At 60.3% G+C, this 22,107-nt stretch carries 18 protein-coding genes; 9 read left to right on the top strand and 9 right to left on the bottom strand.

Features of this window, described 5'->3' with window-relative positions:
- Positions 1–28 precede the first annotated feature (28 nt).
- Both ACQRCA_RS06570 and ACQRCA_RS06565 read right to left on the bottom strand, forming a co-directional pair.
- Complete coding sequence (locus tag ACQRCA_RS06570) at positions 29–1,180, bottom strand: diguanylate cyclase domain-containing protein (RefSeq protein WP_427719610.1); 1,152 nt, start codon at positions 1,178–1,180, stop codon at positions 29–31.
- 150 nt (positions 1,181–1,330) lie between these two features.
- Positions 1,331–2,353 carry a 2-keto-3-deoxygluconate permease gene (locus ACQRCA_RS06565; RefSeq protein ID WP_427719609.1) on the bottom strand — a complete coding sequence of 341 codons (1,023 nt, stop codon included), beginning with the start codon at positions 2,351–2,353 and terminating at the stop codon, positions 1,331–1,333.
- Between the two features lie 514 nt (positions 2,354–2,867).
- Here ACQRCA_RS06565 and ACQRCA_RS06560 point away from each other — a divergent pair.
- Positions 2,868–3,680 carry an HD domain-containing protein gene (locus ACQRCA_RS06560; protein ID WP_427719608.1) on the top strand — a complete coding sequence of 271 codons (813 nt, stop codon included), beginning with the start codon at positions 2,868–2,870 and terminating at the stop codon, positions 3,678–3,680.
- Here ACQRCA_RS06560 and ACQRCA_RS06555 read toward each other — a convergent pair.
- Genes ACQRCA_RS06555 through ACQRCA_RS06545 form a run of 3 tightly spaced genes read right to left on the bottom strand, consistent with a single transcriptional unit; the run spans position 3,677 to position 7,302 of the window.
- Complete coding sequence (locus ACQRCA_RS06555; protein WP_427719607.1) at positions 3,677–4,882, bottom strand: FAD-binding protein; 1,206 nt, start codon at positions 4,880–4,882, stop codon at positions 3,677–3,679. The genes ACQRCA_RS06560 and ACQRCA_RS06555 overlap by 4 nt on opposite strands.
- The gene (locus tag ACQRCA_RS06550; RefSeq protein ID WP_427719606.1) at positions 4,883–5,698 is read right to left on the bottom strand and encodes an electron transfer flavoprotein subunit beta/FixA family protein; all 816 of its coding nucleotides are present in this window, start codon (positions 5,696–5,698) and stop codon (positions 4,883–4,885) included.
- 2 nt (positions 5,699–5,700) lie between these two features.
- Positions 5,701–7,302, bottom strand: coding sequence for an FAD-binding oxidoreductase (locus tag ACQRCA_RS06545; protein ID WP_427719605.1), 1,602 nt, complete (start codon positions 7,300–7,302; stop codon positions 5,701–5,703).
- Between the two features lie 344 nt (positions 7,303–7,646).
- Between ACQRCA_RS06545 and ACQRCA_RS06540 the strand changes: the two genes are divergently transcribed.
- The 8 genes from ACQRCA_RS06540 to ACQRCA_RS06505 all read left to right on the top strand — a co-directional run bounded on the left by ACQRCA_RS06540 (position 7,647) and on the right by ACQRCA_RS06505 (position 17,316).
- Positions 7,647–7,943 carry a hypothetical protein gene (locus tag ACQRCA_RS06540; protein ID WP_154517147.1) on the top strand — a complete coding sequence of 99 codons (297 nt, stop codon included), beginning with the start codon at positions 7,647–7,649 and terminating at the stop codon, positions 7,941–7,943.
- Positions 7,940–8,449, top strand: coding sequence for a hypothetical protein (locus ACQRCA_RS06535; protein ID WP_427719604.1), 510 nt, complete (start codon positions 7,940–7,942; stop codon positions 8,447–8,449). Before ACQRCA_RS06540 ends, ACQRCA_RS06535 begins: the two co-directional genes overlap by 4 nt.
- A gap of 87 nt (positions 8,450–8,536) precedes the next feature.
- Complete coding sequence (locus ACQRCA_RS06530) at positions 8,537–9,139, top strand: hypothetical protein (RefSeq protein WP_427719603.1); 603 nt, start codon at positions 8,537–8,539, stop codon at positions 9,137–9,139.
- 280 nt (positions 9,140–9,419) lie between these two features.
- Positions 9,420–10,811, top strand: a complete 1,392-nt coding sequence (locus ACQRCA_RS06525) for a hypothetical protein (RefSeq protein ID WP_427719602.1) — start codon at positions 9,420–9,422, stop codon at positions 10,809–10,811.
- A gap of 87 nt (positions 10,812–10,898) precedes the next feature.
- Positions 10,899–11,615 carry a DUF554 domain-containing protein gene (locus ACQRCA_RS06520; protein ID WP_154517132.1) on the top strand — a complete coding sequence of 239 codons (717 nt, stop codon included), beginning with the start codon at positions 10,899–10,901 and terminating at the stop codon, positions 11,613–11,615.
- Positions 11,616–11,703: 88 nt separating this feature from the next.
- Complete coding sequence (locus ACQRCA_RS06515; RefSeq protein WP_427719601.1) at positions 11,704–13,464, top strand: TerB N-terminal domain-containing protein; 1,761 nt, start codon at positions 11,704–11,706, stop codon at positions 13,462–13,464.
- Positions 13,457–14,755: an ATP-binding protein gene (locus ACQRCA_RS06510; RefSeq protein ID WP_427719600.1), complete on the top strand. Its 1,299-nt coding sequence runs from the start codon at positions 13,457–13,459 to the stop codon at positions 14,753–14,755. Before ACQRCA_RS06515 ends, ACQRCA_RS06510 begins: the two co-directional genes overlap by 8 nt.
- A gap of 116 nt (positions 14,756–14,871) precedes the next feature.
- Entirely contained in the window at positions 14,872–17,316 is a 2,445-nt protein-coding gene (locus tag ACQRCA_RS06505; protein WP_427719599.1) for a DEAD/DEAH box helicase, read from the top strand.
- Between the two features lie 204 nt (positions 17,317–17,520).
- On the opposite strand, the gene ACQRCA_RS06500 is transcribed toward ACQRCA_RS06505, so the two are convergent.
- The 4 genes from ACQRCA_RS06500 to ACQRCA_RS06485 all read right to left on the bottom strand — a co-directional run bounded on the left by ACQRCA_RS06500 (position 17,521) and on the right by ACQRCA_RS06485 (position 22,014).
- On the bottom strand, positions 17,521–18,396 hold the full coding sequence (locus tag ACQRCA_RS06500; RefSeq protein ID WP_427719598.1) for a spermidine synthase: 876 nt from the start codon (positions 18,394–18,396) through the stop codon (positions 17,521–17,523).
- Positions 18,397–20,304, bottom strand: a complete 1,908-nt coding sequence (locus tag ACQRCA_RS06495; RefSeq protein ID WP_427719597.1) for an elongator complex protein 3 — start codon at positions 20,302–20,304, stop codon at positions 18,397–18,399.
- A 97-nt stretch (positions 20,305–20,401) separates the two neighbouring features.
- A complete protein-coding gene (locus ACQRCA_RS06490) occupies positions 20,402–21,298 on the bottom strand; it encodes a DUF4097 family beta strand repeat-containing protein (RefSeq protein ID WP_427719596.1) in 897 nt (298 codons plus the stop codon).
- A complete protein-coding gene (locus ACQRCA_RS06485; RefSeq protein ID WP_427719595.1) occupies positions 21,298–22,014 on the bottom strand; it encodes a helix-turn-helix domain-containing protein in 717 nt (238 codons plus the stop codon). Before ACQRCA_RS06485 ends, ACQRCA_RS06490 begins: the two co-directional genes overlap by 1 nt.
- Positions 22,015–22,107: the final 93 nt, after the last annotated feature.

The following is a 22,107-nucleotide window of genomic DNA, read 5'->3' as shown; positions in this document are numbered from 1 at the left end:
CCATCGCAACGGTCGTGCGCCCCTTTTTCTAGCGTATCTGGACGCCGGCTTTCTTCTTCTCGCGCTTTACGCGGTAGAGCTCCGCGTCGGCAGCACGGAGCAAGTCTTGCCAGGTATCGACGCCATCACCAACCCGTGCGTAGCCGATGGACATCCGCAACAGATACGGAACCTCGGCGCGCGCGAGCTCGTCGTTGATTGCCGCGCACAGATGCAAGATATCCTGCTCCGCTGTCGCCTTTTGAAGCACCACGAACTCATCGCCGCCATAACGCGCGATAAAGCTACCAGACGCCGAGCAGACTTCTTTGAGCGCAGCGGATATGACCTGAAGAGCATGGTCGCCCTCCACATGTCCATAGCGGTCGTTAATCTGCTTAAAGCCGTCGGCGTCCATCATAAGCAGATACACGTCTTCGGCCTGATCCACATTTGAGAAGAGCGACAGTATATAGGTCTCAAAACGGTTGCGATTGTTGAGGCCAGTCAACGGGTCGGTCGAGATGAGCTGCTCCTGGAAGACAATGTAGAGCAGCAATATGCTAATCATTATGCCGACACAAAGGCCGGGCAACGAGTATACAACCTGAAAGGTACCGCCCACCAGGGCCGGAATGGCGAAAAATGCCAAGGTTCGATAGATGGTCTTCGTCTGCAGGCTCTCGACCCTGCGAGATTGCACAAACGCATGTAGGGACGTATGTAGAACGTAACAGTAGCTGACAATGGGCTGGATCATATAAGCAGGGCCGCGACTATACACGCCCTGCGAATCGATATAGAACAGGGCGTGCGTCCAGTAACTGGTAAACGCCAGCACGACCACCAGAACCGTAGGCGACGCTACAAGCACCACCCTATAGCGCGAGGCCAAAAGGCGAGAACCCTGCACCGTCTCGGAATAGATAAACCAAATGAGACACACGATGGCAAAGAGCGAAAACGAAACCGCGTTGGAAATCCAGTTGACAGCAATGCCCAACGCGCCGTCCACACCATCCAATAGCACCCAGATCATATCGAATAATATGTACGCGGCAGAGGTGTAGCCAAGCATGCTAAACAATAGCTGCTGGGTGCTCGAGAACAAGGAGCGACGACTCCGCACGGCAAGCCCGATAAGAACAATCATGCATAGCAGGAATATCTCAATCTTGAGCGCCTTAACCACCAGGCCCATCTCCCCATCATCAAACCGACAGCGCTTCTCCGAGCCGCACGCATCACCATAACTCCCCCAATCCAGAGGGGAATGAGGGAATAATACCAGAGCGCCCGGGCGCTCTCACGGCGCGAGTTGCACGCCAGCATCATTGATGGGCGCCGATGGCTACTCGCCATCGATGTCGGCCGCGACGGCTTCCTCGATGGCCTCGACACCGGCGGGCGACAGGTCTTCCTTGCCCTGGTAGAACTTCTTATCGACCCAACCGGTCAGAATCGGAGCCATGATTGCCGTGATGATGACGGCGGTGGCGATCTGAGCGTATGCGGCGGGCGCAAGCTCGGCATAGCGCGGCGCGACCTCGGCAAGAGCAACCGGCGTGGTCATAGCCGTGCCGGCGATGGTGGAACAAGCCACGGCGGCTTTGCCGTTACCGCCGCACAGGCGCTCGAACGCAAAGGTGATGGGACCGACGACAAACAACGTGACAAGGCCCAGCAAGATGCCGGAAATGCCGCCGGTGATAAAGCTCGACAGGCTCATAGACGCACCGAGCTGAAATCCGATGACGGCGATCGCAGGATTGGTGCCGGGAACCAGCAGGTTCTTGATGAACGGGAAGAGGTTGCCCAAAACCATGCCAATCACGAGCGGCAGGATGGAACCGATGATGGTGCCAACGGGAATGTTGGCAAGACCAGAGACACCAAGAATGATCATGGTAACCGCAGGGCCCGCCGTGAAGAACAGGATGCCCACGGCGCCCTGCTCGGACTCGTCGCCAAACTCGCCCATGATGCCCGTGTAGAGCGCCATGTTGCAAAACGTAATGCCGCCGATGATGGAAACCGAGCTCAGGCCCAAAAAGTTGTCATTAAAGAAATACGCAACGCTCAAGCCCAGCACGGCTGCCACCACAAGCTTAGGAATCAGTACGACGATGCCGGTCTTGATGGCACCCGGCGTGGACTTAAAGCTGATGCCGGCACCCACGAACAACAGGATCGCGGCGACGATGGTATTGGAACCGCCGCGGCAGGCGGCGGTAAAGAAGCCGCCGATCTCGAAGACCTGCGGGCAGAAGGTATTGAGCAAAAGGCCAACGATCATCGGGTAGATCATGATGTCACCCGGAATGCGCGGTACTTTGAATTTCTTTTGCTCGTTGGCGATCGCTTCCTGTGCCATGAAACCCCCATTTCCGCCGACGCAGAACAAAAGCCCACGTCATGCTTTGCTACAGTAAAGTTTGACCATGGTACCAGAAGAAGCAGACCGGCTCGGTGAGAAATCCGTTTCGTTGGGCCCGGACGGTAAACGCACCCCACTCCTATACGAGGCTCAAAACGATATAGAGCCCGATACCCGAGACGCAGCACCACAACATCGACTTTGTCTTGATTGCCACCGCAACGACGCCGACAGCCGCTGCGAAAAGAGCAGGCAAATAAAGAGCGATGTGCAGACAAAACCCGCAATAGCGGTGGGGACATCGACAACGGCGCGCCTATCGCAACATTGGTAAGCATCACCGGCCAGACGGTTTTAACGATTTTGAGCACCATAGTGTTCCTCGTCCCGACAAGCTTTCCGAGCCGCATTCGACGACATGGCAGAATCATCGCCCGGCGGCAACCGAGTTCACCTACAATTGCCACCGGATCGAAAGACACAGAAAGACACAGCTTTTTAGGAAGTCGTTATGACAGCTATCGATCGAACGGGGGCAATCGCGGCCTTCAGGACCTACACCGATGCCTACGATGCCTCCAATCCGCGTATCGCGCTCAAAATCGAGCATACGTACCACGTTGCCGAGGCATGCGATGCCGTGGCACGCAAGCAGGACTGGACACCGCAGGACATTGACCTGGCGTGGCTTTGTGGGATGTTGCACGATATGGGCCGCTTTGAGCAGCTGCGACGCTGGGACACGTTTAAGGATGCCGAGAGCATGAGCCATGCGAAGTTGGGCCTCGAGGTCCTTTTTGGCAAAAACCCTGCAGACGCGCCCGCGGCAACAAGTATCCGCGACTTTATCGACAGCCCGGCAGAAGACGAGCTCATCCGCGCGAGCATCGCCTATCACAGTGACTTTCGCCTGCCGGCACAACTCGACGAGCGTACACGGTGCTTCTGCGATATCGTGCGCGATGGCGACAAAATCGACATTATGCGCACCATCGCCGACAGCACCGTAGACACCATCCTCAAGGTGGATGAGGACGCATTTCTCGCCAGCCACTTCTCGGCGCCGACGTTGGCCGCCTTTGACGAGCACCGCTGCGTCGCACGTGATGAACGCGACGAGCCCGCGGACTACCTGGTAGGACTCATCTGCTTTATGTTTGAGCTCGTCTATCCGGCGAGCCGCGCGCTGGCGCGCGAGCAGGGCGATATCCACCGCCTGCTCGACGCGCCCTTTGGTATTACGCAGCCCTTTACCGACCCCGCCACACAGGCAACCTGGAGCCGTCTTAGGGAAGAGATGCGCGACTGGCTGGCGCGCGCCTAGCGCTCAAGCTGGGCTAGCAGCTCCTCGACGACCTCGACGGCATCACCGACAACCTTGTACTGGGCAGCACCAAAGATGGGGGCATCCGGGTCCTCGTTGATGGCGATGATGCATTCCGCCCCACCGATGCCGGCAAGATGCTGGATGGCGCCCGAAACACCGATGCTCACAAGAATCTTGGGCGAAACCGATACGCCCGTCTGGCCAATCTGATGGCGATACTCCAACCAGCCGGCCTCCACGACGGGTCGCGTGCAGCCAAGCTCGGCTCCCAGAGCCTCGGCGAGCCTTCGCATCAGCGGCAGGTTTTTCTTGGAACCAATGCCGCGACCTACCACGACCAGGCGCTCGGCATCGGCGATTGAAGCCTGCTGTCCCCACTCCTCGGCGGGAATCGAGATCTCGACACGAGCCTTAGCATCATCCGCAAGTGCTATCTGGGTGATCGTGCCGGAGCGGCCGTAGTCAAAGTCGGGCGCCTTAAAGATGCCGGGGCGCACCGTTGCCATCTGGGGACGATGATTGGGGCAGACGATGGTGGCCATCAGGTTGCCGCCAAACGCCGGACGCGTCTGTTGCAGCAGCCCCGTCTCCGTATCCATCGAAAGCACGGTGCAGTCAGCCGTAAGGCCCGTCTGCAAACGCACGGCAACGCCGGGTGCCAGTTCGCGGCCAAAGGCGGTCGCTCCGTACAGAATGGCCTCGGGCTTGCGCTCTGCCACCAAATCGCAGATGAGGCGAGCGTAGACCTCCACATCGTTCTGGCGCAGACGCTCGTCGCGACAGATCAGGACCTCGTCTGCACCGGCGCAAACCAGATGCTCCAGGTCACCGAGAGAACCCTCGGGGCCCATGCCGACCAGCGCCACCAGGCGACAGCCGCGTGCATCCGCAAGCTCGCGGCCCTTGCCCATGAGCTCGAAGGCAACGGGAGCCACCGTATCGTGCTCGTCGGTCTGCGCGAATACCCAAATGTCTCGATATGCATCGAGGTCAACCGCGCCGGCGGCCTCGTCGCGCTCGATCGAAATGGCATTGACGGGGCAAGCGTCGACGCAGCCGCCGCATAGGATGCAGCCGTCGGTTACGCGGGCGCAACGGTTGGGCCGCTCGCCTTCCACTACGATGCCGCCCGAGGCACAGGCGCGAACGCAGCGACCACAGCCGATACAGGCTTCGCTATCGATAATCAGTCCGCTCATCTATGCCATCCCCTCGATAATCTTGGCAAGTTTCGCCGCCTGCTCGGACGCCGTTCCGTCAACGGCCTCGCACGTTTGGTTGCGGTCGGGCACAAACGATCGCACGACCTGTGTCGGCGAGCCGGCAAGACCGCAGCGCGCGGGGTCGGCGTTCACGTCGGCAGTGTTGACCACGCGCACGTCCGCCTCCTCGGCCGCACGAATACCGGCGATACTCGGCATACGCAGTTGGCCAATCTCCTTGGCAGTCGTCATCGCGCACGGCATCTCAAGATAGACCGTCTCCTCGCCGGCATCGCAGCCGTGAACAAGCGCCAGTGAACCACAGGTCGTAAAGCCCGCACTCTGCACGCAGCTCACGTCGGTCACGCAGGGAATCTCGAAGGCACCGGCAAGCTCGGGACCAATCTGGGCCGTATCGCCGTCCACCGCCATCTTGCCGCAGATGAGCAGGTCGAAGTCCTCGTCGAGCGCCTCGATGCCGCACTTGAGGGCATAGGTGGTTGCCAGGGTATCGGCACCTGCAAAGGCGCGATCGGTTAGCAGCAGTGCGTCATCGGCGCCTCGGGCGATGCAGTCGCGCAATAGCGATTCAGTCGCGGGGATGCCCATCGACACCACCGTTACGCGCACGTCCATGCCAAAGCCGATAAAGTCGTCCTTCAGCGCCAGCGCGCATTCCAAAGCGCTCGCGTCAAAGGGATTAATGACCGCCTGCTTGCCATCGCGCACGATGGTATTGGTCTTGGGGTCCATCTTGACCTCGGTGCTGCCCGGCACCGCCTTGACGCACACCACCATATGGAAATCGCTCATCTTCACGCGCCCCCTTTCTGGACGAGCTCATCCAAGAGCTTCTCCGAAAACAGGTTACCGCGGCCCAGCTGCCCGGCAGGATCGAGCTGGAGCTTGAGCCGCGCCGACTCGATCATGGCCTCGTGACCGTACATCGTCTCCAAGAAGCCCGCCTTGATCTTGCCGACGCCGTGTTCGGCGGAGACAGCGCCGCCCATGGCCGTGACCTCGGAAGCCCACTGGGCAAAGAGCTCTTCGCCGCGGCGGTAATCCTGCGCATCGCGCGGCAGAATGTTCACATGCAGATGGTTGTTACCGATGTGCCCCCAGGCGGCAGATTCAAGCCCACTTTCGGCCAACGTGCGGCGATAAAGGGCGATGACATCGGCCAAGTGTGCGTTGGGCACCGACATATCCGACCCCAGCTTGGTAATGGTGGGGTCCGTGCGGCGACGCTCGTCGATGAGCATGTTGACGCTCTCGGGCACCGCATGGCGGAAGAATCGCTGACACTCGCGATCGACCTCGGTGCGCGCGACCCATGTCGCATCGTCGCTGCCGCCCGCAAGCTCCAGTACCCACCCCAAGTGATACAGCTCCTCAGTCGCCTGGGCTTCGTCGTCGCAGTCGAGCTCCACGTAGACACAGACCTTGGCGTCTTTGTCGAGCGCCGGCAGCGAGGCAAACGCGGTCGACTGCTCGCGCTGACGACGCAGGATATCCAGGGCACCCGCATCGAAATATTCGATGGCAGCCGCGTGGGACAGGACGGGACGTACAGAATCGGTGAAGGACACGGCCTTGTCTTCGCTGTCAAAGAAGCAGCTCACGCCCCAGACGACCGCAGGCGCCGCCTGCAGGGCAATCTCGAGCTCGGTGATGACGCCGAGTGTGCCACACGCACCGATAAACAGATCGATGGCATCCATATCGTCAGCAACGAAATAGCCCGAAGCATTTTTGGTCTTGGGCATGGTGTAGTCGGGAAGGTCGAGCTCGAGCGTGCGGCCCTGCACCGTGACGAGCGAAAGGCGACGACCCTGTGCAAAAACCTCGCCACGGTGAAGCTCGAGCAGGTCGCCATCGGTCAGCACGACATGAAGGCCCGTGACGTGAGGGCGCATGGGGCCGTAAGCGTAGCTACGGGCGCCGGAAGCGTTGCATGCCGCCATACCGCCCAGGCAGGCAGATGCCTCGGTGGGATCGGTAGGAAAGAATTGCTCGGGAGCTTCCTGGAACTCCTCGTAGGCCTCAAGCGATGCCTGGTCCCAGCCGGCAGTCGGCAGCACTTTCTTGCCCAGTTGCTTGCGCAGCTCAGACAGCACGACGCCGGGCGCCACGCGCAAAAGAAAGCGGCCCTGCTCATCGCGGCGAATGCCTAGGTAGCGATTCATGCGGGAAGTATTGAGAATGTGACCGCCATGAGGCACGGCGCCGGCGGCAAGACCGGTCCGGGCGCCCTGAACCGTCACCGGGACACGCTCGGCATGGAGCTTTTCCATAATGGCGCGGACCTCGTCCTCCGTTGTCGGAAACGAGATGCTCGAGGCCTCGCCCGATGTGCGAGACTCATCGCGACCATACTCTTCGAACTCGTCGGTGAAGGGTTTGATGGTTGCAGACACGCGAACTCCCCCTTTAGCTAACTACAGTGTTTGCAGGGAAATGTTACCGCATCGTTTCACCGACATGTTCGAGACCGTCTCCATAATTGACGTTTTTAACGTTCGCGCAATTCGGCGAGCGGTGGGATTTTCGAGACAAGCGACGCCTTTGCCACACGTTGCCGCGCAGCCACAACATGTGCATTTATCAATCAAAAATAGTTGAGATTTTTTTCACATGCTTTTACCTGCGGGGATATCGGCTCGTCAAGCAATTGGTTAGTTATTGGGCAAGTTGCGGCTGATACGGTCGGCATCGACAGCCAAACCAATAGGAGTTTTGGCCCCAGAGCAGGGAGGTTTCCATGGCATATTACTGGCCCCAATACGGTTTCGCCATCGAAGTCGATGACGACCCCTATCTCTTGCCTTTCGACGAAGATGCATTTCCAGGTACGGAGGTCTACCACGTCACCACCGATGTGATCTGCGACCCCGAGTCGTTCTCGGCGCTCGCCCACCACATCGCGCGTATCCACAACATCGAGCTCCCTCACGACTTCGACGAGCTCATCTACTCGCGCCGCCTGATGCTTCACATGCTCTTTGGAGCGGACCCGTCCACGTTCGCACGTGTCTACACCACCAAGGACGCCGCATGAGTGCGAAGAAGCCGCCCCGCCTTGCAGGACTGGGGCGTCGCAAGAAACTCGTCGTTGTCTGCCTGGCTGTCGTCTGCGCCCTCATCGCCGTAGGGCTATACGCCTGGCAGTCGCAGCCCGTGCCCGAAGCGGGCGCCTCAGTCACGACGGCAGAAGGTAAATCGCGCCAAGAAATCCAGGATGAGCTCGACGCCATCGTCCGCGACAACATGATGACGATCTCGGTCGCGCCGGTCGCACAGTTGCAGGAAGGCGGCAAGTTGCGCGTCAACGTGCAAAACGTCCAAGACAACAAGTTTCCCCAGCGCTTCCGCGTGATTCAAAACGACGAGACCATCTATGAGTCCGGTGTGGTCGAAGCCGGCAAGACGGTTGAGACCTGCCCCGCCGGCGATATCCAAGAAGGCGAGGCATATATCGAGATTCAGGCACTCGATGCCAAGACCTACGACACCCACGGCAATCCGACGCGCGTCAAAGTGCGGGTGGCACAGGCAGAAGGCTAGTGGCCGACGCGCTCGCAGGGGCAGCACCCTGTCCCCATTCGTCCAACCATCACGGAAACAGTCCGTGACGAGCAGAAGGGATCGATTATGAACACACCCATGAACCTGAGCGGAGCCAGGGCACTCGCCGTGGGCGCAGGGCTTACGCTCGCACTTGCGATGGGCGCCGCGCCAACGGCGGCCATGGCAGAGGTGCGCGTTGGAACCACCGATGTGACGGTGAAGGCCGACATTAGCAATGTTTCGTTTAAGGCGCCAACGGTCATCCCCTTTGCCGCCAAAGCCGACGGAACGCTTGTAGGACCCTCCGACGAGACGATTACCATCGACAACCTCTCGGCATATGGCATCCACGTCACCAACATGAAGGTCACGGCCAAGAACGACTGGACAATCGTTGCAGACGCAAAGACGGGCTCGGCCCAAAACTCCATCGATTTTAAGGTTGGCCCCGATACGGCAGAAAAGGATGCCAGCTCGGCGACTCAGACTACGGGCCTCGATCTTTCCAAAGACGCAAGCTTCGACATGAAGTACAAGGACATTGGCGACGGAACGGACAAAATTAGGCTCAATGTGAGTGGCCACGTCGCCCGCGTCACGCGTGACATCTACCACGCCACCGGTACGGGAGATCAAGTGGCAAGCATCACCTGGACGGTCGAGCCCGGTGCGCACGCCACGTCCTAAGGCGATTGCACTGGCCGCCATCGTCAGCATCTTGGCGTCCGCACCCGCAATGGCCTTTGCTCAACAAGAGCAAGCGCAAGCGGCCACAGAAGTGACCGTCGATCTTTCGGGCCTTAATCGCGGCAGCCGTCACGAGCCGCTCGTCCAGACGAGCGACACCCGGCAACTCATTGCGGTAGGCGTCGCCACGGTGGGAGCAGGACTGACGTGCCTTGGCCTGCACATCAAACGCAACCAATAGCCAAGCACGACCGGAGTACGCGGAATAGATAGGAGAACCATGGCACCCAAAAACCTTTTGCCCGTTGCCGCGCTCTGCAGCGCACTGGCGAGCGGTACGCCTCTCGCCGCTTGGGCGACGCCCGCCACGGCAAGCTCCTTACCGCAAGCTCTGAACCCCGCGGCGAATTCGTCGGGTATCGTCGCCTGCCAACGTTTTTCGCTCGCACATGCCACGGTCCGAACCTCGGGATGCCTTCACCGCAATGCGGTCGACTCGATAGTCGTGGATATCAAGCGACCGGACAAGGAGAACGGCCCCCAGACAGGTTGCGCCATCTGCACATGGAAATCGGCTGCAGTCGACGCCGATGGCGACCCATGCGACTTAGAGCTGCGCATCGATATTGCCTCGGTCGATGACTCGGCGAACGGGGCAAAGGTCGTCTTCGACAGCGCGGCCCATGAAGAAGAAGGGGGTGTATGCCTGGGCTGCGTTCCCTCGAATGCCGATGGCGCGCAGCCCATCATCTCCTTTACGGCGTCGCTGCGGCTGACCAAGGCGGACACCGAAGCCATCGCAACGGGAGACGCGCCTTTGCTGTTCTACGCTGGCGACGCGGACGACCAAAAGGCTCAAAGCACCAGGCAGAAGGGCTCGCTTAACCTCACGCGCGGATCAGAACCCGCCCCCATCAATATCGATGCCCAGGAGCCGGGCGTGCGGCGCATTCTCGCCGATCCGGCGCTGCTCCAAATGACATGGCACGGAGTGGGGTCCGTCGAGATTTCCGCTCCTATATCGAGCGATAATGACAAATCCCCCAAAGACGAGGTCGCAGACGCACCGGCACATGTTGACGATGCATCATCAGAAGACAACGCTGCGGTTCCTCTCGAGAAGCCAAGCGGCAACGCCACCGAACTAGGCGATTCCCAACCGAAAGACGGCCTGGACTTTGCCGCTCCCCCAGGTGTCGACGAAGGCAACTGTTGCATGATGGTCGCGCTCGACCACACGGAAACCGTCGATGCTGCAAGCATTGAGCCAGTCGCTGCCAATGCGCCCCGCCGCAAAAATATCCTCATCGCATTCCCCAACACCGTCGAGCTCGTCTTTTTGCCTTCGGGCGAAGTCGTCGCGCCTACGGCACTTACAGCAGTGGGAGCAAAGAGCGCATCGAACGATATCCAAGCTATCTCGGCACTTGATGCCACAACGACCGCCAAGTTACACCTTTATTCCGTTGCAGCAGACGGAACGCGAACCGAAGAATTCGACGGAACCAAGCTTTTGGTTCCTCGTCGCATCGGTATCCAAGAAGACGTCCCCTATCAAATGGAACTTGAAGGGTTCGATCGCGCACGAGATGCCGACATCATTGCCGCAGCCATCGAATCCCCACAGCACCTCATGACGCTGCGCTTCGACTTTAGCCCCATCCTGTCCTAGACCGCTAACTGCCGCTTGGCTCGGATACTGAGCGCCCCTCCCCGTTCTGCTACGATTGCCGCGTTGGCATCAATTACAGGAGGGTTCATGCCGGGTTTAGGAACGATCATCAACGTCGCGCTTTTGATCGCGGGCGGTCTGCTTGGCCTTATGGGTGGGCGCTTCATTACGCCTCGCATCCAAGACACGCTCATGAAGGCGTCGGGGTTGTGTGTTCTGTTTATCGGCTTGGGCGGCACCATGCAAAAGATGCTCGTTATCGATGGAGAGGCGTTGGCGACCACCGGCACCACCATGCTTATCGTCTCATTTGCCCTCGGTTCGCTCATCGGCGAGGCCATCAACCTGGAGGCCGCCATCGAGAACCTCGGCGAATGGCTCAAGCGCAAAACCGGCAGCGAAGGCGACAACGAGTTTACCAACGCCTTTGTCTCGGCATCGCTCACCGTGTGTATCGGCGCCATGGCCATCGTAGGATCGATTCAGGACGGTCTGCTCGGCGACTGGTCCACGCTTGCCCTGAAGGGCGCGCTGGACTGCATCATCGTCTGCACCATGACGGCCTCGCTTGGCCGCGGCTGCATCTTCTCGGCCCTGCCCGTTGCCGTATTCCAGGGCACGATCACGCTTTTTGCCGGCGCACTCTCCCCCATCATGACCACCGCAGCCCTCGACAGCCTTTCGCTTGTGGGCTCTATGCTCATCTTCTGTGTTGGGGTTAACCTTATTCGACCTCAGACCTTCCGCACGGCCAACATGCTCCCCTCCGTCGTCGTGGCGGTCATCTACGCCCTCTTGTTCTAAATCTATCTACGTAGCGATATCTCGAACACCTGTTTGATGCTGTGCTATGATATGAGGTCACCGAAGCTGCGTTAGGAGAGGAGAAGCGGTGGCCGACCAGGACGTCAAGACGCTCATCGAGCGCATTATGGCCGAGGCCCGGACCCATCAGTCCGCCCGCTTCTCAAACGAAATCTATGCTGACGAGCCGATTCTCAAGACCGGTCGACAGATGCAGAACTTCCTCCCCGACCAGTACCGCAAGATGCGCGAGATATCACGCTGGCAAGATGATCCCAAAGGCGGCGCGGGACGTTGGCTATCGGAGGCGGAGCTCTTTTACCGCCAAGGCCTGCTGATGGCCGACTTCGAGGACGATTGTCCCTACAACGGCACCTTTAAGTCGTACTTTCCCACCTACAATGCCATGAGCGATCGACAGTTGCGCGGCTACTTTACCTGGCGTGCCCAAGTGCGCCGCGGAACTGTCGAGGAAACGTCTACGTCCTTTGCCTTCCTGTATCTCTATGAGCTGATCTGCGGCATTGGCGTAGATGACCCACTCGATGGCTTTAGCAAGATCAAGGCCTTTTGGAACGCCTATCGTGCCTTCGAGCCCGGCATCGACCGGTTTGCACGCGTGTGGTTGCAAGATTACGCCGTTTTCCACGGGCTCGACCCCAAACTGCTTCGCGACTCTAAAACCGTCATGTTCGATAACGCCCTTATCGAGCTGCGGCGCGCGGCTCGAGACCTTGCATCTGCACCGACGCCGTCGGATCTGCCGCCTGCGCGTCGCAAGACCTCCGAGCCTACGCTCCCCCTCCCGCCCGACGAGGCGGGCGAGGAGCGACTCATGGCCGCTATCAACGCCCTCTCCACGTATAACCTCGATAACTCTAGACTCGATCGCAGCCACCATCGCGACCTACGCCACGTGGCATGTGCCGTGTACGTCCGCATGGCGCGCTACTATGACACGCACCGAAAGACCGGTATCGTGGCGAGCTTGTTTGGGGAGGAGACGGCCATGCCCTATACCATGTTTGCCTCGGCCGTGTTCTTTGCGCCCGAGCGCCACGAGGACTGCGAATACCGTCTTGACCCCATCCATATCTACCGCTGCCAAAACGGTTTTTGGGAATGCATGCGAATTCACGGCAGCAGGCAAAAGAGCAGCAAGCTTGGTGAGATGATGCGCGCCTGCGACCAACGTCTGCGCCTGGCCCTAGCCCCCGCCCACCCCCTGAAGGAGGAGAAGGTCCCCAAATATCTGGCCAAAATCATCGATGACGAGATCGTGGCATGGCTTTCGTGGGATGCCGCACACCAGCCCGTCAAGATCGATATCGATTTGAGCCAGCTGGGGCACATTCGGAGCGCCGCCGCGCAAACGCGTGAAGCGCTTTTGATTGATGAGGAGCGCGAGGACGGCACGCCCGTGGAAGCCGAGGCAACGCTTATCGAGCAGCCGGGCCGCGAGTCTGCGCCCGGCATGACTGCCGAACCTGGCGAGATGACCATTCAGCAAGACGAACCCGACGAGCAGACTGTCTCCGCCGAAGAGTTTGGCGTCATGGCACCGCTCCTCGTGTCTGCGCCCGCACCCGCAACGCCCGCGTCTGCCGAAGCTACGAACAAACTCGCGCCCGCCGAAGATACCTTTCTTCGCGCACTCCTCGAGCAAAACACAGCGCAAGCGACATCGGCAGTGGAGAGGTCGGGCCAGAGCGAGGATATGCTCGTCGACAGCATCAACGAGACGCTCTTTGACCTGGTGGGAGACACCGTTATCGAGTTCGGCGCGGCAGGACCGCAAATTATCGAGGATTACGAAGCAGACGTGAGAGGATACCTAGACCATGAGTGATACCGCATCCGCAGCACCCCGCGTGCCCAAGCGCGTCGCTGCCGTCATTCTCAACTCACTCAAGGGCGGTGTGGTCCCGCGCATCGGCCTTCCCTATATCACCGTAGGGCGCGAGGTCGAGATCCGCGCCCTGCTCACCGATTTGAGTCTCATCGCCGACGGTGGCGCGAGCTTCCGGTTTCTGGTCGGTCGCTACGGCGCAGGCAAGAGCTTTTTGCTCCAGACCATCCGCACGCACGCCATGGGCGAGGGGTTCGTCGTCGCCGATGCCGACCTGTCGCCCGAGCGCCGCCTGCAGGGCGGTCAGGGGCAGGGCCTTGCCACCTACCGTGAGCTCATCCGCAACATATCGACCAAGACGCGCCCCGAGGGCGGTGCGCTCAACCTTATTCTGGATCGCTGGGTCGCCTCGTGTGCCGACGTCGACGAGTCGGTCGTCAATGCCCAACTGGCCCCGCTCGAGGAGATGGTCCACGGCTTCGACTTCGCCCGCATGCTCCGCCGCTACCGCACGGCCGTATCCGAGGGCGATGAAGAGGCCATGAGCCGCGTAACCAAATGGATCCGCGGCGAATACCGCACCAAGAGCGAGGCTCGCGCCGAACTGGGTTCCTCGACCATCATCAGCGATGACGACTGGTACGACTACGTTAAGCTCATTGCGCGCTTTTTGGTCTGCAGCGGCTACAAGGGCATGCTGGTGCTCATCGACGAACTCGTGAATCTGTATAAGATTCCCAACGCGATCACGCGCCAATACAACTACGAGAAGATCCTGACCATGTACAACGACACGCTCCAGGGCAAGGCGCAGTACCTGGGCATGATCATGGGCGGCACGCCAACCTCCATCGAAGACCGCCGCCGCGGCGTGTTCTCCTACGAGGCCCTGCGTAGCCGACTCGCTCAGGGCCGCTTTGCACGCGAGGACCTTAAGGACATGCTCGCGCCCATCATCCGTCTGCAGCCACTCACCTACGAAGAGTTGCTGGTGCTGATCGAAAAACTCATGCAAATTCACGCCGGCTACTTTGGCTGGACGCCCACGCTTACCGAGAGCGACCTGGTGGACTTCCTCAAGATTGAGTTCGGTCGCGTGGGAGCCGACACGCATCTGACGCCGCGCGAAGTCATTCGTGACTTTATCGAGCTGCTCGACATCCTATGCCAAAACCCCGACGCCAACGTGGCCGAGCTGCTGCAAAGCGTCGGCGGTGACGCGCCAGCAGCCGCAACAGACGACACCGGCACCGCAGGCGCCGACCGCAACTTCGCCGAATTCTCCATCTAACCTGCCAAAAAGGGACAGGTTTATTTTGGCAGGTTTTATCTGGGCAAACATTGAAGCAGTCGTGCAGCAAGCCACTGCCCGCCGCGTCGAGAGATTCGCTTTTGAAAGGAGGCCCCGTGAACGCCTTTGACCGCTACGCCCCGTTTATCCAAGACTTCATCTACTCCCACGATTGGGAGAGTCTCCGCTCCATTCAGGTTGCGGCGGCAGATGCCATCTTTAACACACAAGACAATGTGCTCCTGACGGCATCCACGGCTTCCGGCAAAACCGAGGCGGCCTTCTTTCCCATCCTGACCGAGTTTTGGGAGAGGCCGCCCGCGAGCGTGGGCGCCCTCTACATCGGCCCCCTCAAGGCGCTCATCAATGATCAGTTCGTCCGCCTTAACGACCTCTGCGAAGAGGCCGATATCCCTGTCTGGCACTGGCATGGCGATGTCTCGCAGTCGCACAAGGCTAAGCTCATCAAAAAGCCGAGCGGCATCTTGCAGATTACGCCCGAGTCACTCGAGGCGCTCCTGATCCATAAGCACATGGCGATCCCGCGCATGTTTTGCGACCTGCGCTATGTGGTCATCGACGAGGTCCACTCGCTCATGCGCGGCGACCGTGGCGGGCAGACGCTCTGCCTTATCGAGCGACTCTCGCGCATGGCCGGCGTGCAGCCTCGACGCATTGGCCTTTCGGCCACCATCGGCGACCCCGAGCGCACGGGCGCTTTTCTCTCACAGGGAACGGGACGTGACTGCATTATCCCCCGTTTTGAGGAACCGCGCCGCGTGTGGCGCATCTCCATGGAGCACTTCTACAACTCGGGTCCCCAGGCACAGCAGCGGGGATTCGAGAGCATGGGTCCTCAAGAGGCCGAAGTGCTTGTCTCCGAGCGCATTGAGGCAGCGGCACCCACGGCGCTGCCGGCCGACACCCAAGGCATGTGCCACAGCGGACAGCCCACACAGGAGGAGCGCCGTCAACGTCGTGAGCGAGCACGGGGCAAGGCCGCTCCCAAGGACCGCCAAGCTTCCTCGGCCCCCGAGGGCGAAGTCGACATTCCCCGGGCCGCCGAGCAAGCGCTCCTCAACCCCACCGACACCGCACCCGACAACGCCGATCCCGGCATGGGCTATATCTTCGAACACACCCGCGGGCGCAAGTGTCTGGTCTTTGCCAACTCGCGCGAGGAGGCAGAGGCCGTATGTTCCATGCTGCGCAGCTACTGCGAGAGCCGACACGAGCCTGACCGTTTCCTCATCCATCACGGCAATCTTTCGGCATCGTTGCGCGAGACGGCAGAAGAGCTCATGCGCGATGAGGAGCAGGCACAGACGACCGTCACCACCTCTACGCTTGAGCTTGGCATCGACATCGGCCGTCTGGAGCGTGCGTTTCAGATCGATGCGCCATTTACCGTCAGTTCCTTTTTGCAGCGAATGGGCCGCACGGGACGCCGCGACCTTCCGCCCGAGATGTGGTTTGTCATGCGCGAGGAAGAACCCGAGCCGCGTACGATGATGCCCGAAACCATTCCGTGGAAGCTCCTGCAGGGCATCGCACTCGTACAACTCTATCGCGAGGAAAAGTGGGTCGAGCCGCCCGAACTCGATCGACTCCCCTACAGTCTGCTCTATCACCAGACTATGTCGACGCTTGCCAGCACCGGAGAGCTCACGCCGGCAGAACTTGCCCAGCGCGTGCTCACGCTCAGTTATTTCCACCGCGTCTCAGCCGATGACTATCGCGTGCTGCTGCGTCACCTCATTAAGATCGACCATATCCAGGTCACCGAGGGCGGCGGACTCATCGTGGGCCTCGCGGGCGAGCGCATCATCAACAATTTTAAGTTCTACGCCGTGTTCCAGGAAAACGAGGAGTTCACCGTTCGCAGCGAGTCGGCCGAGCTGGGCACGATCGTCAATCCCCCACCGCCCGGTGAGCGCATCGCCATCGCCGGGCACTGCTGGATTGTCGAAGAAGTGGACTGGAAGCGCCACACCGTCTTTGCTACGCAGGTCAAGGGCCGTGTGCCGGCCTACTTTGGCGATTGCCCCGGCGACATCAACACGCATGTACTCGAGCGCATGCGTAAAGCGCTCAACGAACATGCCGCGTATCCGTACCTTATGGGCAACGCGCGAGCCCGTCTGGCGCAGGCTCGCCATACGGCCGAGATTTCGGGTGCGGGCACTAGGCCACTCATTAACCTGGGCGGCGACACCTGGGTGCTCTTCCCCTGGCTGGGCAGCTATGCCTTTTTGGCGCTCGAGCGCATGCTCAAGATTAAATGTGCCGCGGAGCTGGGCCTTCGCGGACTCGACCCGTCGCGCCCGTACTTTATGCAGTTTAAGATGAAGGCCGACGAAGAGATGTTCTTTGAGGTACTCGCCGCCGAGGCCGAGAAGGACTTCGATCCCATCGAGCTCGTCTATCCCGGCGAGGTGCCTTACTTTGATCGTTACGATGAGTTCGTTCCCGAAGAGCTCGTGCGTAAGGGCTTTGCCGAAGGCGTGCTCGACATAGACGGCATGAAGCAGCGTGTCCGCAGCTGGCGCGACCACGCCTAAAACGGGGCTGACTATATGAGCAGTCAATTTGGGACGGGGCTATTTTAGCTGCCCTTGCAGGTAAAGCGAAAGGTTTGTCCGATTAGTGGCAGGGATAGCTAAAATAGCCCCGTCCCAAATTGACTGCTCCCGATGTGGAGCGAGCCGGCATCCGAAAGCAGCTAAAAAGCCCCGTCCCAGAAAGACTGGTCGCAGAAAGACGCGCTAGTCGTGAAGGACGGCGCCGAGGAAGTCGGCGTCAAAGGGCACGGCTTCGGCAAAGACATAGTCGCCGTCGCTGGCGATGAGCAGGTAGTTTTCCTCGCCACCGAACTCCGCATCGCCACAGGGGACCACCCAGGCGTGGGCGAATACCTCGAGTGCCGTGGCAGCGCAGTCGCGCAGGAACGTTACATCGCTCCCCTCGTTTGCGCTCACGATATTGGCAACGTAGATACCCCCGGGGTTCAGGCTGCCCCGCACTAAACGCAACGCCTCAACCGTCGCCAGCTCGCCTACGGGCTCGGCACCGCCAAAGCAATCGCTCACGACCACGTCGTAGCGACGATGGCCCACACTCGTCACACCCAGATACGAGCGAGCCTCAGCGGTTATCACCCGCAGGCGATCGCCCGCCGCGCGCTCTAGCTCGTCTAGGTAGAACCAGCGGCGCGCCAGGCGCGTAATCTCTCCGTCATACTCGATAACGTCCATGCGCAGGCCCTCGTGCGACATCAGCGCAAATTTGGGATAGGCAAACCCGCCGCCACCTAGCATAAGCATACGGCTGATACCGTGACCATAAACGTCACGCATCGCATCCTCGGCCTCAAACACGTCGTCAAACGCGCGATAATACGCAAAGACGGGCTCCGCCCAGCGCTCGCCGACGTAACTCGCGCTTTGGTAGACACCGCCTTGCACCAATACGCGGACTTCATCGCCGCCCTCATCGTGCACGCGTTTCACACGCGCCAATCCATTGCGGGTTCGCGCGACCTGCAGGCAGGCAGCGCGAACAGCGACGGCAGCCGCGCCCAGCGCCGCGGCTCCCAGAGCAACGCCGGCAACAACGCCGGCAGAAACACTCGGCTTGTTCATCTAGAGCTCCTTTTGCAGATAAAGGCCATGGTCATAAAATCCAAGATGGCGATAGTACTCGCGCGTGCCAATCGCGCTGATCACGTTGATGCGTGCATACCCCGCATCCCGGGCAATCTCGCACGCACGCTCTACGAGCAAACGCCCCAACCCGTGATGCTGCGCCGCCTGGCCCTGGTCGCCCACGCGCGCCGCCATGCCGTACACGTGCACCTCGCGAATCATCGCCTCGTCCGGCGTCGTCGGCAACTCGTCCGCATGCGCGGCAACAAATGAATGGTCGGGCAGCGACAGGCGCAAAAAGCCCGCAATCTTGCCCTGCGGCGTCACCCACTGCAAAAAGCGCTCGTGCGTCACCGGCGTCTCGTACGCCACATCCTCGTCAAGGGTCAGCTCATCCAAGTCGGCACCCGCCGTGCTGATCTCGCGATAGCGAATCTCACGCACCGTCGCACCGTCACCCCGAGCAGCCAGGCGGTTCTCGACGAGCTGACGCAGGTTGGGCTTCTTGTTGCCCACCATAATGTCGTCGGAGCTAAAATCGCGGATCATGCGGCTGATGCGGCAGAACGGCGGCGTCACCACGATATCGTCGGCCAGCACGTCGAGTAGTTCCTCCTCGGTATAGGGGCGCCATTCGCCGCGCTCGTAGCAGCCCACCAGACGCGAACCCTCGATGAGCGCGCACGGGTAGACCTTGACCTCGTCGGGCATAAAGGCCCCCTCGGTCATAAAGCGCTCGTAGTCGCGCTTGTCCCCCTCGGGTGTGGCACCCAGCAAGTTGAGCATAAAATGCGCGTGGATCTTAAAGCCAAACAGGCGCGCAAGCGAAAACGCCCGCTCGATTTGCCCCACCGAAATGCGACGCTCGTTGATATCGAGCAGGTACTGGTCGAGGCTCTGGATGCCCATCTGGATCTTGGTGCAGCCCAGGCGGCGGATGAGCGTAAGCGCCTGCGGCGTTACGGCATCGGGGCGCGTCTCGATAACGAGTCCCACCACGCGATGCTTCGCCGTCTCGTTGATGCGCTGCTGACGCTCGAGCTCCTCCATCGTTGCCGTCTGCCACTCGGCGACCTCGCCCCACGGCGTACCGGGGCCGTACAAACGACGCACCGCACGGTTATAGCCGCCCACGGCAGCATCCACACGCTCCTGCTCGTCGGCAACGCCGGCAGCGAGCTCGGCCTCGTCTGTCGCAATGCCGGCAGCCCGATAGCGCTCGCGGCGCTCCGCTACCACCGGCGGCAGGGCATCGGCGGGTGCATCGTCGAGCAGACGCCCCGCCTCGGCACGGCTGATACCCGGACGCGCCAACATGGGGTTTGCCGCCACGCCGGCGACGGCATCGTCATTGAGCGCACGGAAAAGCTCCGACATAAACCATGTCTGATAGCCTTCCGGATAGTCGCTCCAGGTGCCACCGAGCACAATGAGCTCAATCTTATCGGTCGCATGCCCCATCTGCGAAAGCGCGGTCAGACGAGCGCTCACCTGCAGATACGGATCGAAGCAATTTTGCTCCGCACGGGCGCACGCGGGCTCGGCATGCAAATAGCTTTTGGGCATACGCAGGTCGTTGGGGCAAAACAGGCAATCGCCCGAGCACGGCCACGGCTTGGTGATGACGGTAATGGTCGCTACGCCCGAAGCCGTGCGGCGCGGCTTCATGCGTAGCACCTGCAGCAGTTGACGTTCCAGATCGGAATCGACATTCCACGCAGCCCAACGAGCCGGATCCTCACGTTTAACCCGCTGGTAGAACGGCAGCAGACGGCGCTTGGCCAGATCGCGTTTGTCGGCACCCTCACGGCGCGCCTCGGCATGTATCAGCTTGACGAGCGCCTTGTCGTCCACGGTCTCGCCGCGACGCAGAGCCTCGAGTATGTTCAAGATAATCTGTTCCATGCCCCCATTGTAAAGGCAAAGGCGCCGAAACCCGTCGCGGCTCCGGCGCCTTCATCAAAGAGCACGCCTATATGTACCGATCTCCGAAAACCGCGTGTCACTCCGGATCAAACGACATGTCACCCGAACCGACCTCAAAACGATACGTGGCAGACTTATCCCCGTTGTCGAATTCAAGATTCAAAATGGTCTCGCCGTCGTAGCCAAGCGGAAGGAAATCGCTCTCGAAGTCGCCGCTGCCCAAGGTGACGCTCGCCTTAAAGCCCGTCGAGTTCGGAACCGTCATCTCCACATCGCCCGAGCCCACACTCACGTCCATCGACTTCGCGGGGGCCTGGTAAAGCTCGAACGTCGCATCGCCCAAACCGACCTCAGCATTCAGAGTGTCGGTCACGGCGCCCGCAAACGCGACGTCTCCCGAATCCAATGTCAAATCAAAGTCGTGGCACGCAATGTCCGCGACCGTCAGGTCTCCCAACCCCACGTTTGCCGTAATGCCCATCATGTTATCGGCAAGCTCACGCGGCAGTTCAATGGTGACCTTACGGTCAAGGGCGCGCTCGTCATCGCAGTCGAACTGGCTAATCTTAAGTGTAGAGCCCTCGATCTTGACCAGATTCTGAGTGGCGGCATCGGAAGCAGACACCCCCTTTGTAACGTGCCCGCTTTCGATGACACGTACCGGTCCGCCAGAGACACGTTTAACCTCGACCGTCCCCGACGTCACATCCAAGTCGAGCGATTGGAACGCGTCTTCGTCAAAGGTCACACTCGAAAGTTGCTGAGGCCGAGCGGAATAGTTACCGCTATTCAAGGAATCGTCCTCGTCAAACATATCGTCAAAATCAGACAAATGGCCAGATAGAATACCGGTCGTACGCACCATATCGGAATGAGCCAATAGCCGCGAAATGCCAAAGACAAGCCCAATGATGAGCACAAACGCTCCGACGCCAACGCCCAAGCGTACCTTGGATTCATGCGAAAGCTTCATCATTCATCACCCTCTTTGGCAATCGGCTCAGCGGTGGTCGCGGTAGCCACGTCAGTATCAACCGCAGCGGAAACATTCCGAGCCCTAGCCGTCACCGGTGCCGGACCAACCTGAATATCCCCGCGTGACCAATCACCATCGAGCGCACGCGCCACCCAGTGATAGATGGGAATCGTAAAGAAGATGAGCGCAGCAAAGGGGCCGGCACCAAACGGGAACATCAGCAAAAAGAACAGCAGCCAACACACAGCCCAATACGGGAACGACTGGAACGGGCCCTTCACCGGAATCGAGCCAACTGCGCCGCCACTCGTCGCCTGCGCCGTAGCAGCATTGGCGGCCTGCGCACTCCAGCTTGCCGCTTGTGCCGCCTTGGCCGCAGCATCACTCGCCTGCGTTGCCGCCTCGGTGGCGCGTGCCGCCGCCTCATGGGTGCGGGCGCGCTCCGCGGCCTCGGCCTCGCGCTGACGGGCGCGGTCCTCGTTCTCAAACTCGATATCGTCCTCGATCTCATCGCTCGGATTGAGGAGCTCGTCCAGGCTCACGCCATAGAGTTTGGCGAGCGAGATCAGGTTCTCGGTATCGGGCGAGCTCTCCGCGCGCTCCCATTTACTGACCGCTTGGCGCGACAGTCCCAGCTTTCGCGCCAGCCCTTCTTGGCTAAAGCCTTTGCTGCGGCGAAGGTCGGCGAGCCGCTGCGCAGTTTCTACATTCATGGTTCCTCCTATGTGATGCCAGCCGTGCCGCCGGACCGTTTTTGTTCTTAAGGCGCCTTGCACAGTTAAAAATCTATCCGCCACCGCCAAAAG

Source organism: Collinsella sp. SGI.095, assembly GCF_050314535.1.
Taxonomy (GTDB): Bacteria; Actinomycetota; Coriobacteriia; order Coriobacteriales; family Coriobacteriaceae; genus Collinsella.
This window is presented reverse-complemented; position numbering and strand designations above follow the sequence as displayed.

Coding starts and splice junctions, on each gene's coding strand:
- ACQRCA_RS06555 (WP_427719607.1), bottom strand. CDS start 4,882: ATGAGCGGACTGATTATCGATAGCGAAGCCTGTATCGGCTGTGGTCGC.
- ACQRCA_RS06485 (WP_427719595.1), bottom strand. CDS start 22,014: ATGAATGTAGAAACTGCGCAGCGGCTCGCCGACCTTCGCCGCAGCAAA.
- ACQRCA_RS06530 (WP_427719603.1), top strand. CDS start 8,537: ATGAACACACCCATGAACCTGAGCGGAGCCAGGGCACTCGCCGTGGGC.
- ACQRCA_RS06565 (WP_427719609.1), bottom strand. CDS start 2,353: ATGGCACAGGAAGCGATCGCCAACGAGCAAAAGAAATTCAAAGTACCG.
- ACQRCA_RS06520 (WP_154517132.1), top strand. CDS start 10,899: ATGCCGGGTTTAGGAACGATCATCAACGTCGCGCTTTTGATCGCGGGC.
- ACQRCA_RS06525 (WP_427719602.1), top strand. CDS start 9,420: ATGGCACCCAAAAACCTTTTGCCCGTTGCCGCGCTCTGCAGCGCACTG.
- ACQRCA_RS06570 (WP_427719610.1), bottom strand. CDS start 1,180: ATGGGCCTGGTGGTTAAGGCGCTCAAGATTGAGATATTCCTGCTATGC.
- ACQRCA_RS06560 (WP_427719608.1), top strand. CDS start 2,868: ATGACAGCTATCGATCGAACGGGGGCAATCGCGGCCTTCAGGACCTAC.
- ACQRCA_RS06500 (WP_427719598.1), bottom strand. CDS start 18,396: ATGAACAAGCCGAGTGTTTCTGCCGGCGTTGTTGCCGGCGTTGCTCTG.
- ACQRCA_RS06535 (WP_427719604.1), top strand. CDS start 7,940: ATGAGTGCGAAGAAGCCGCCCCGCCTTGCAGGACTGGGGCGTCGCAAG.
- ACQRCA_RS06495 (WP_427719597.1), bottom strand. CDS start 20,304: ATGGAACAGATTATCTTGAACATACTCGAGGCTCTGCGTCGCGGCGAG.
- ACQRCA_RS06510 (WP_427719600.1), top strand. CDS start 13,457: ATGAGTGATACCGCATCCGCAGCACCCCGCGTGCCCAAGCGCGTCGCT.
- ACQRCA_RS06550 (WP_427719606.1), bottom strand. CDS start 5,698: ATGAGCGATTTCCATATGGTGGTGTGCGTCAAGGCGGTGCCGGGCAGC.
- ACQRCA_RS06540 (WP_154517147.1), top strand. CDS start 7,647: ATGGCATATTACTGGCCCCAATACGGTTTCGCCATCGAAGTCGATGAC.
- ACQRCA_RS06490 (WP_427719596.1), bottom strand. CDS start 21,298: ATGAAGCTTTCGCATGAATCCAAGGTACGCTTGGGCGTTGGCGTCGGA.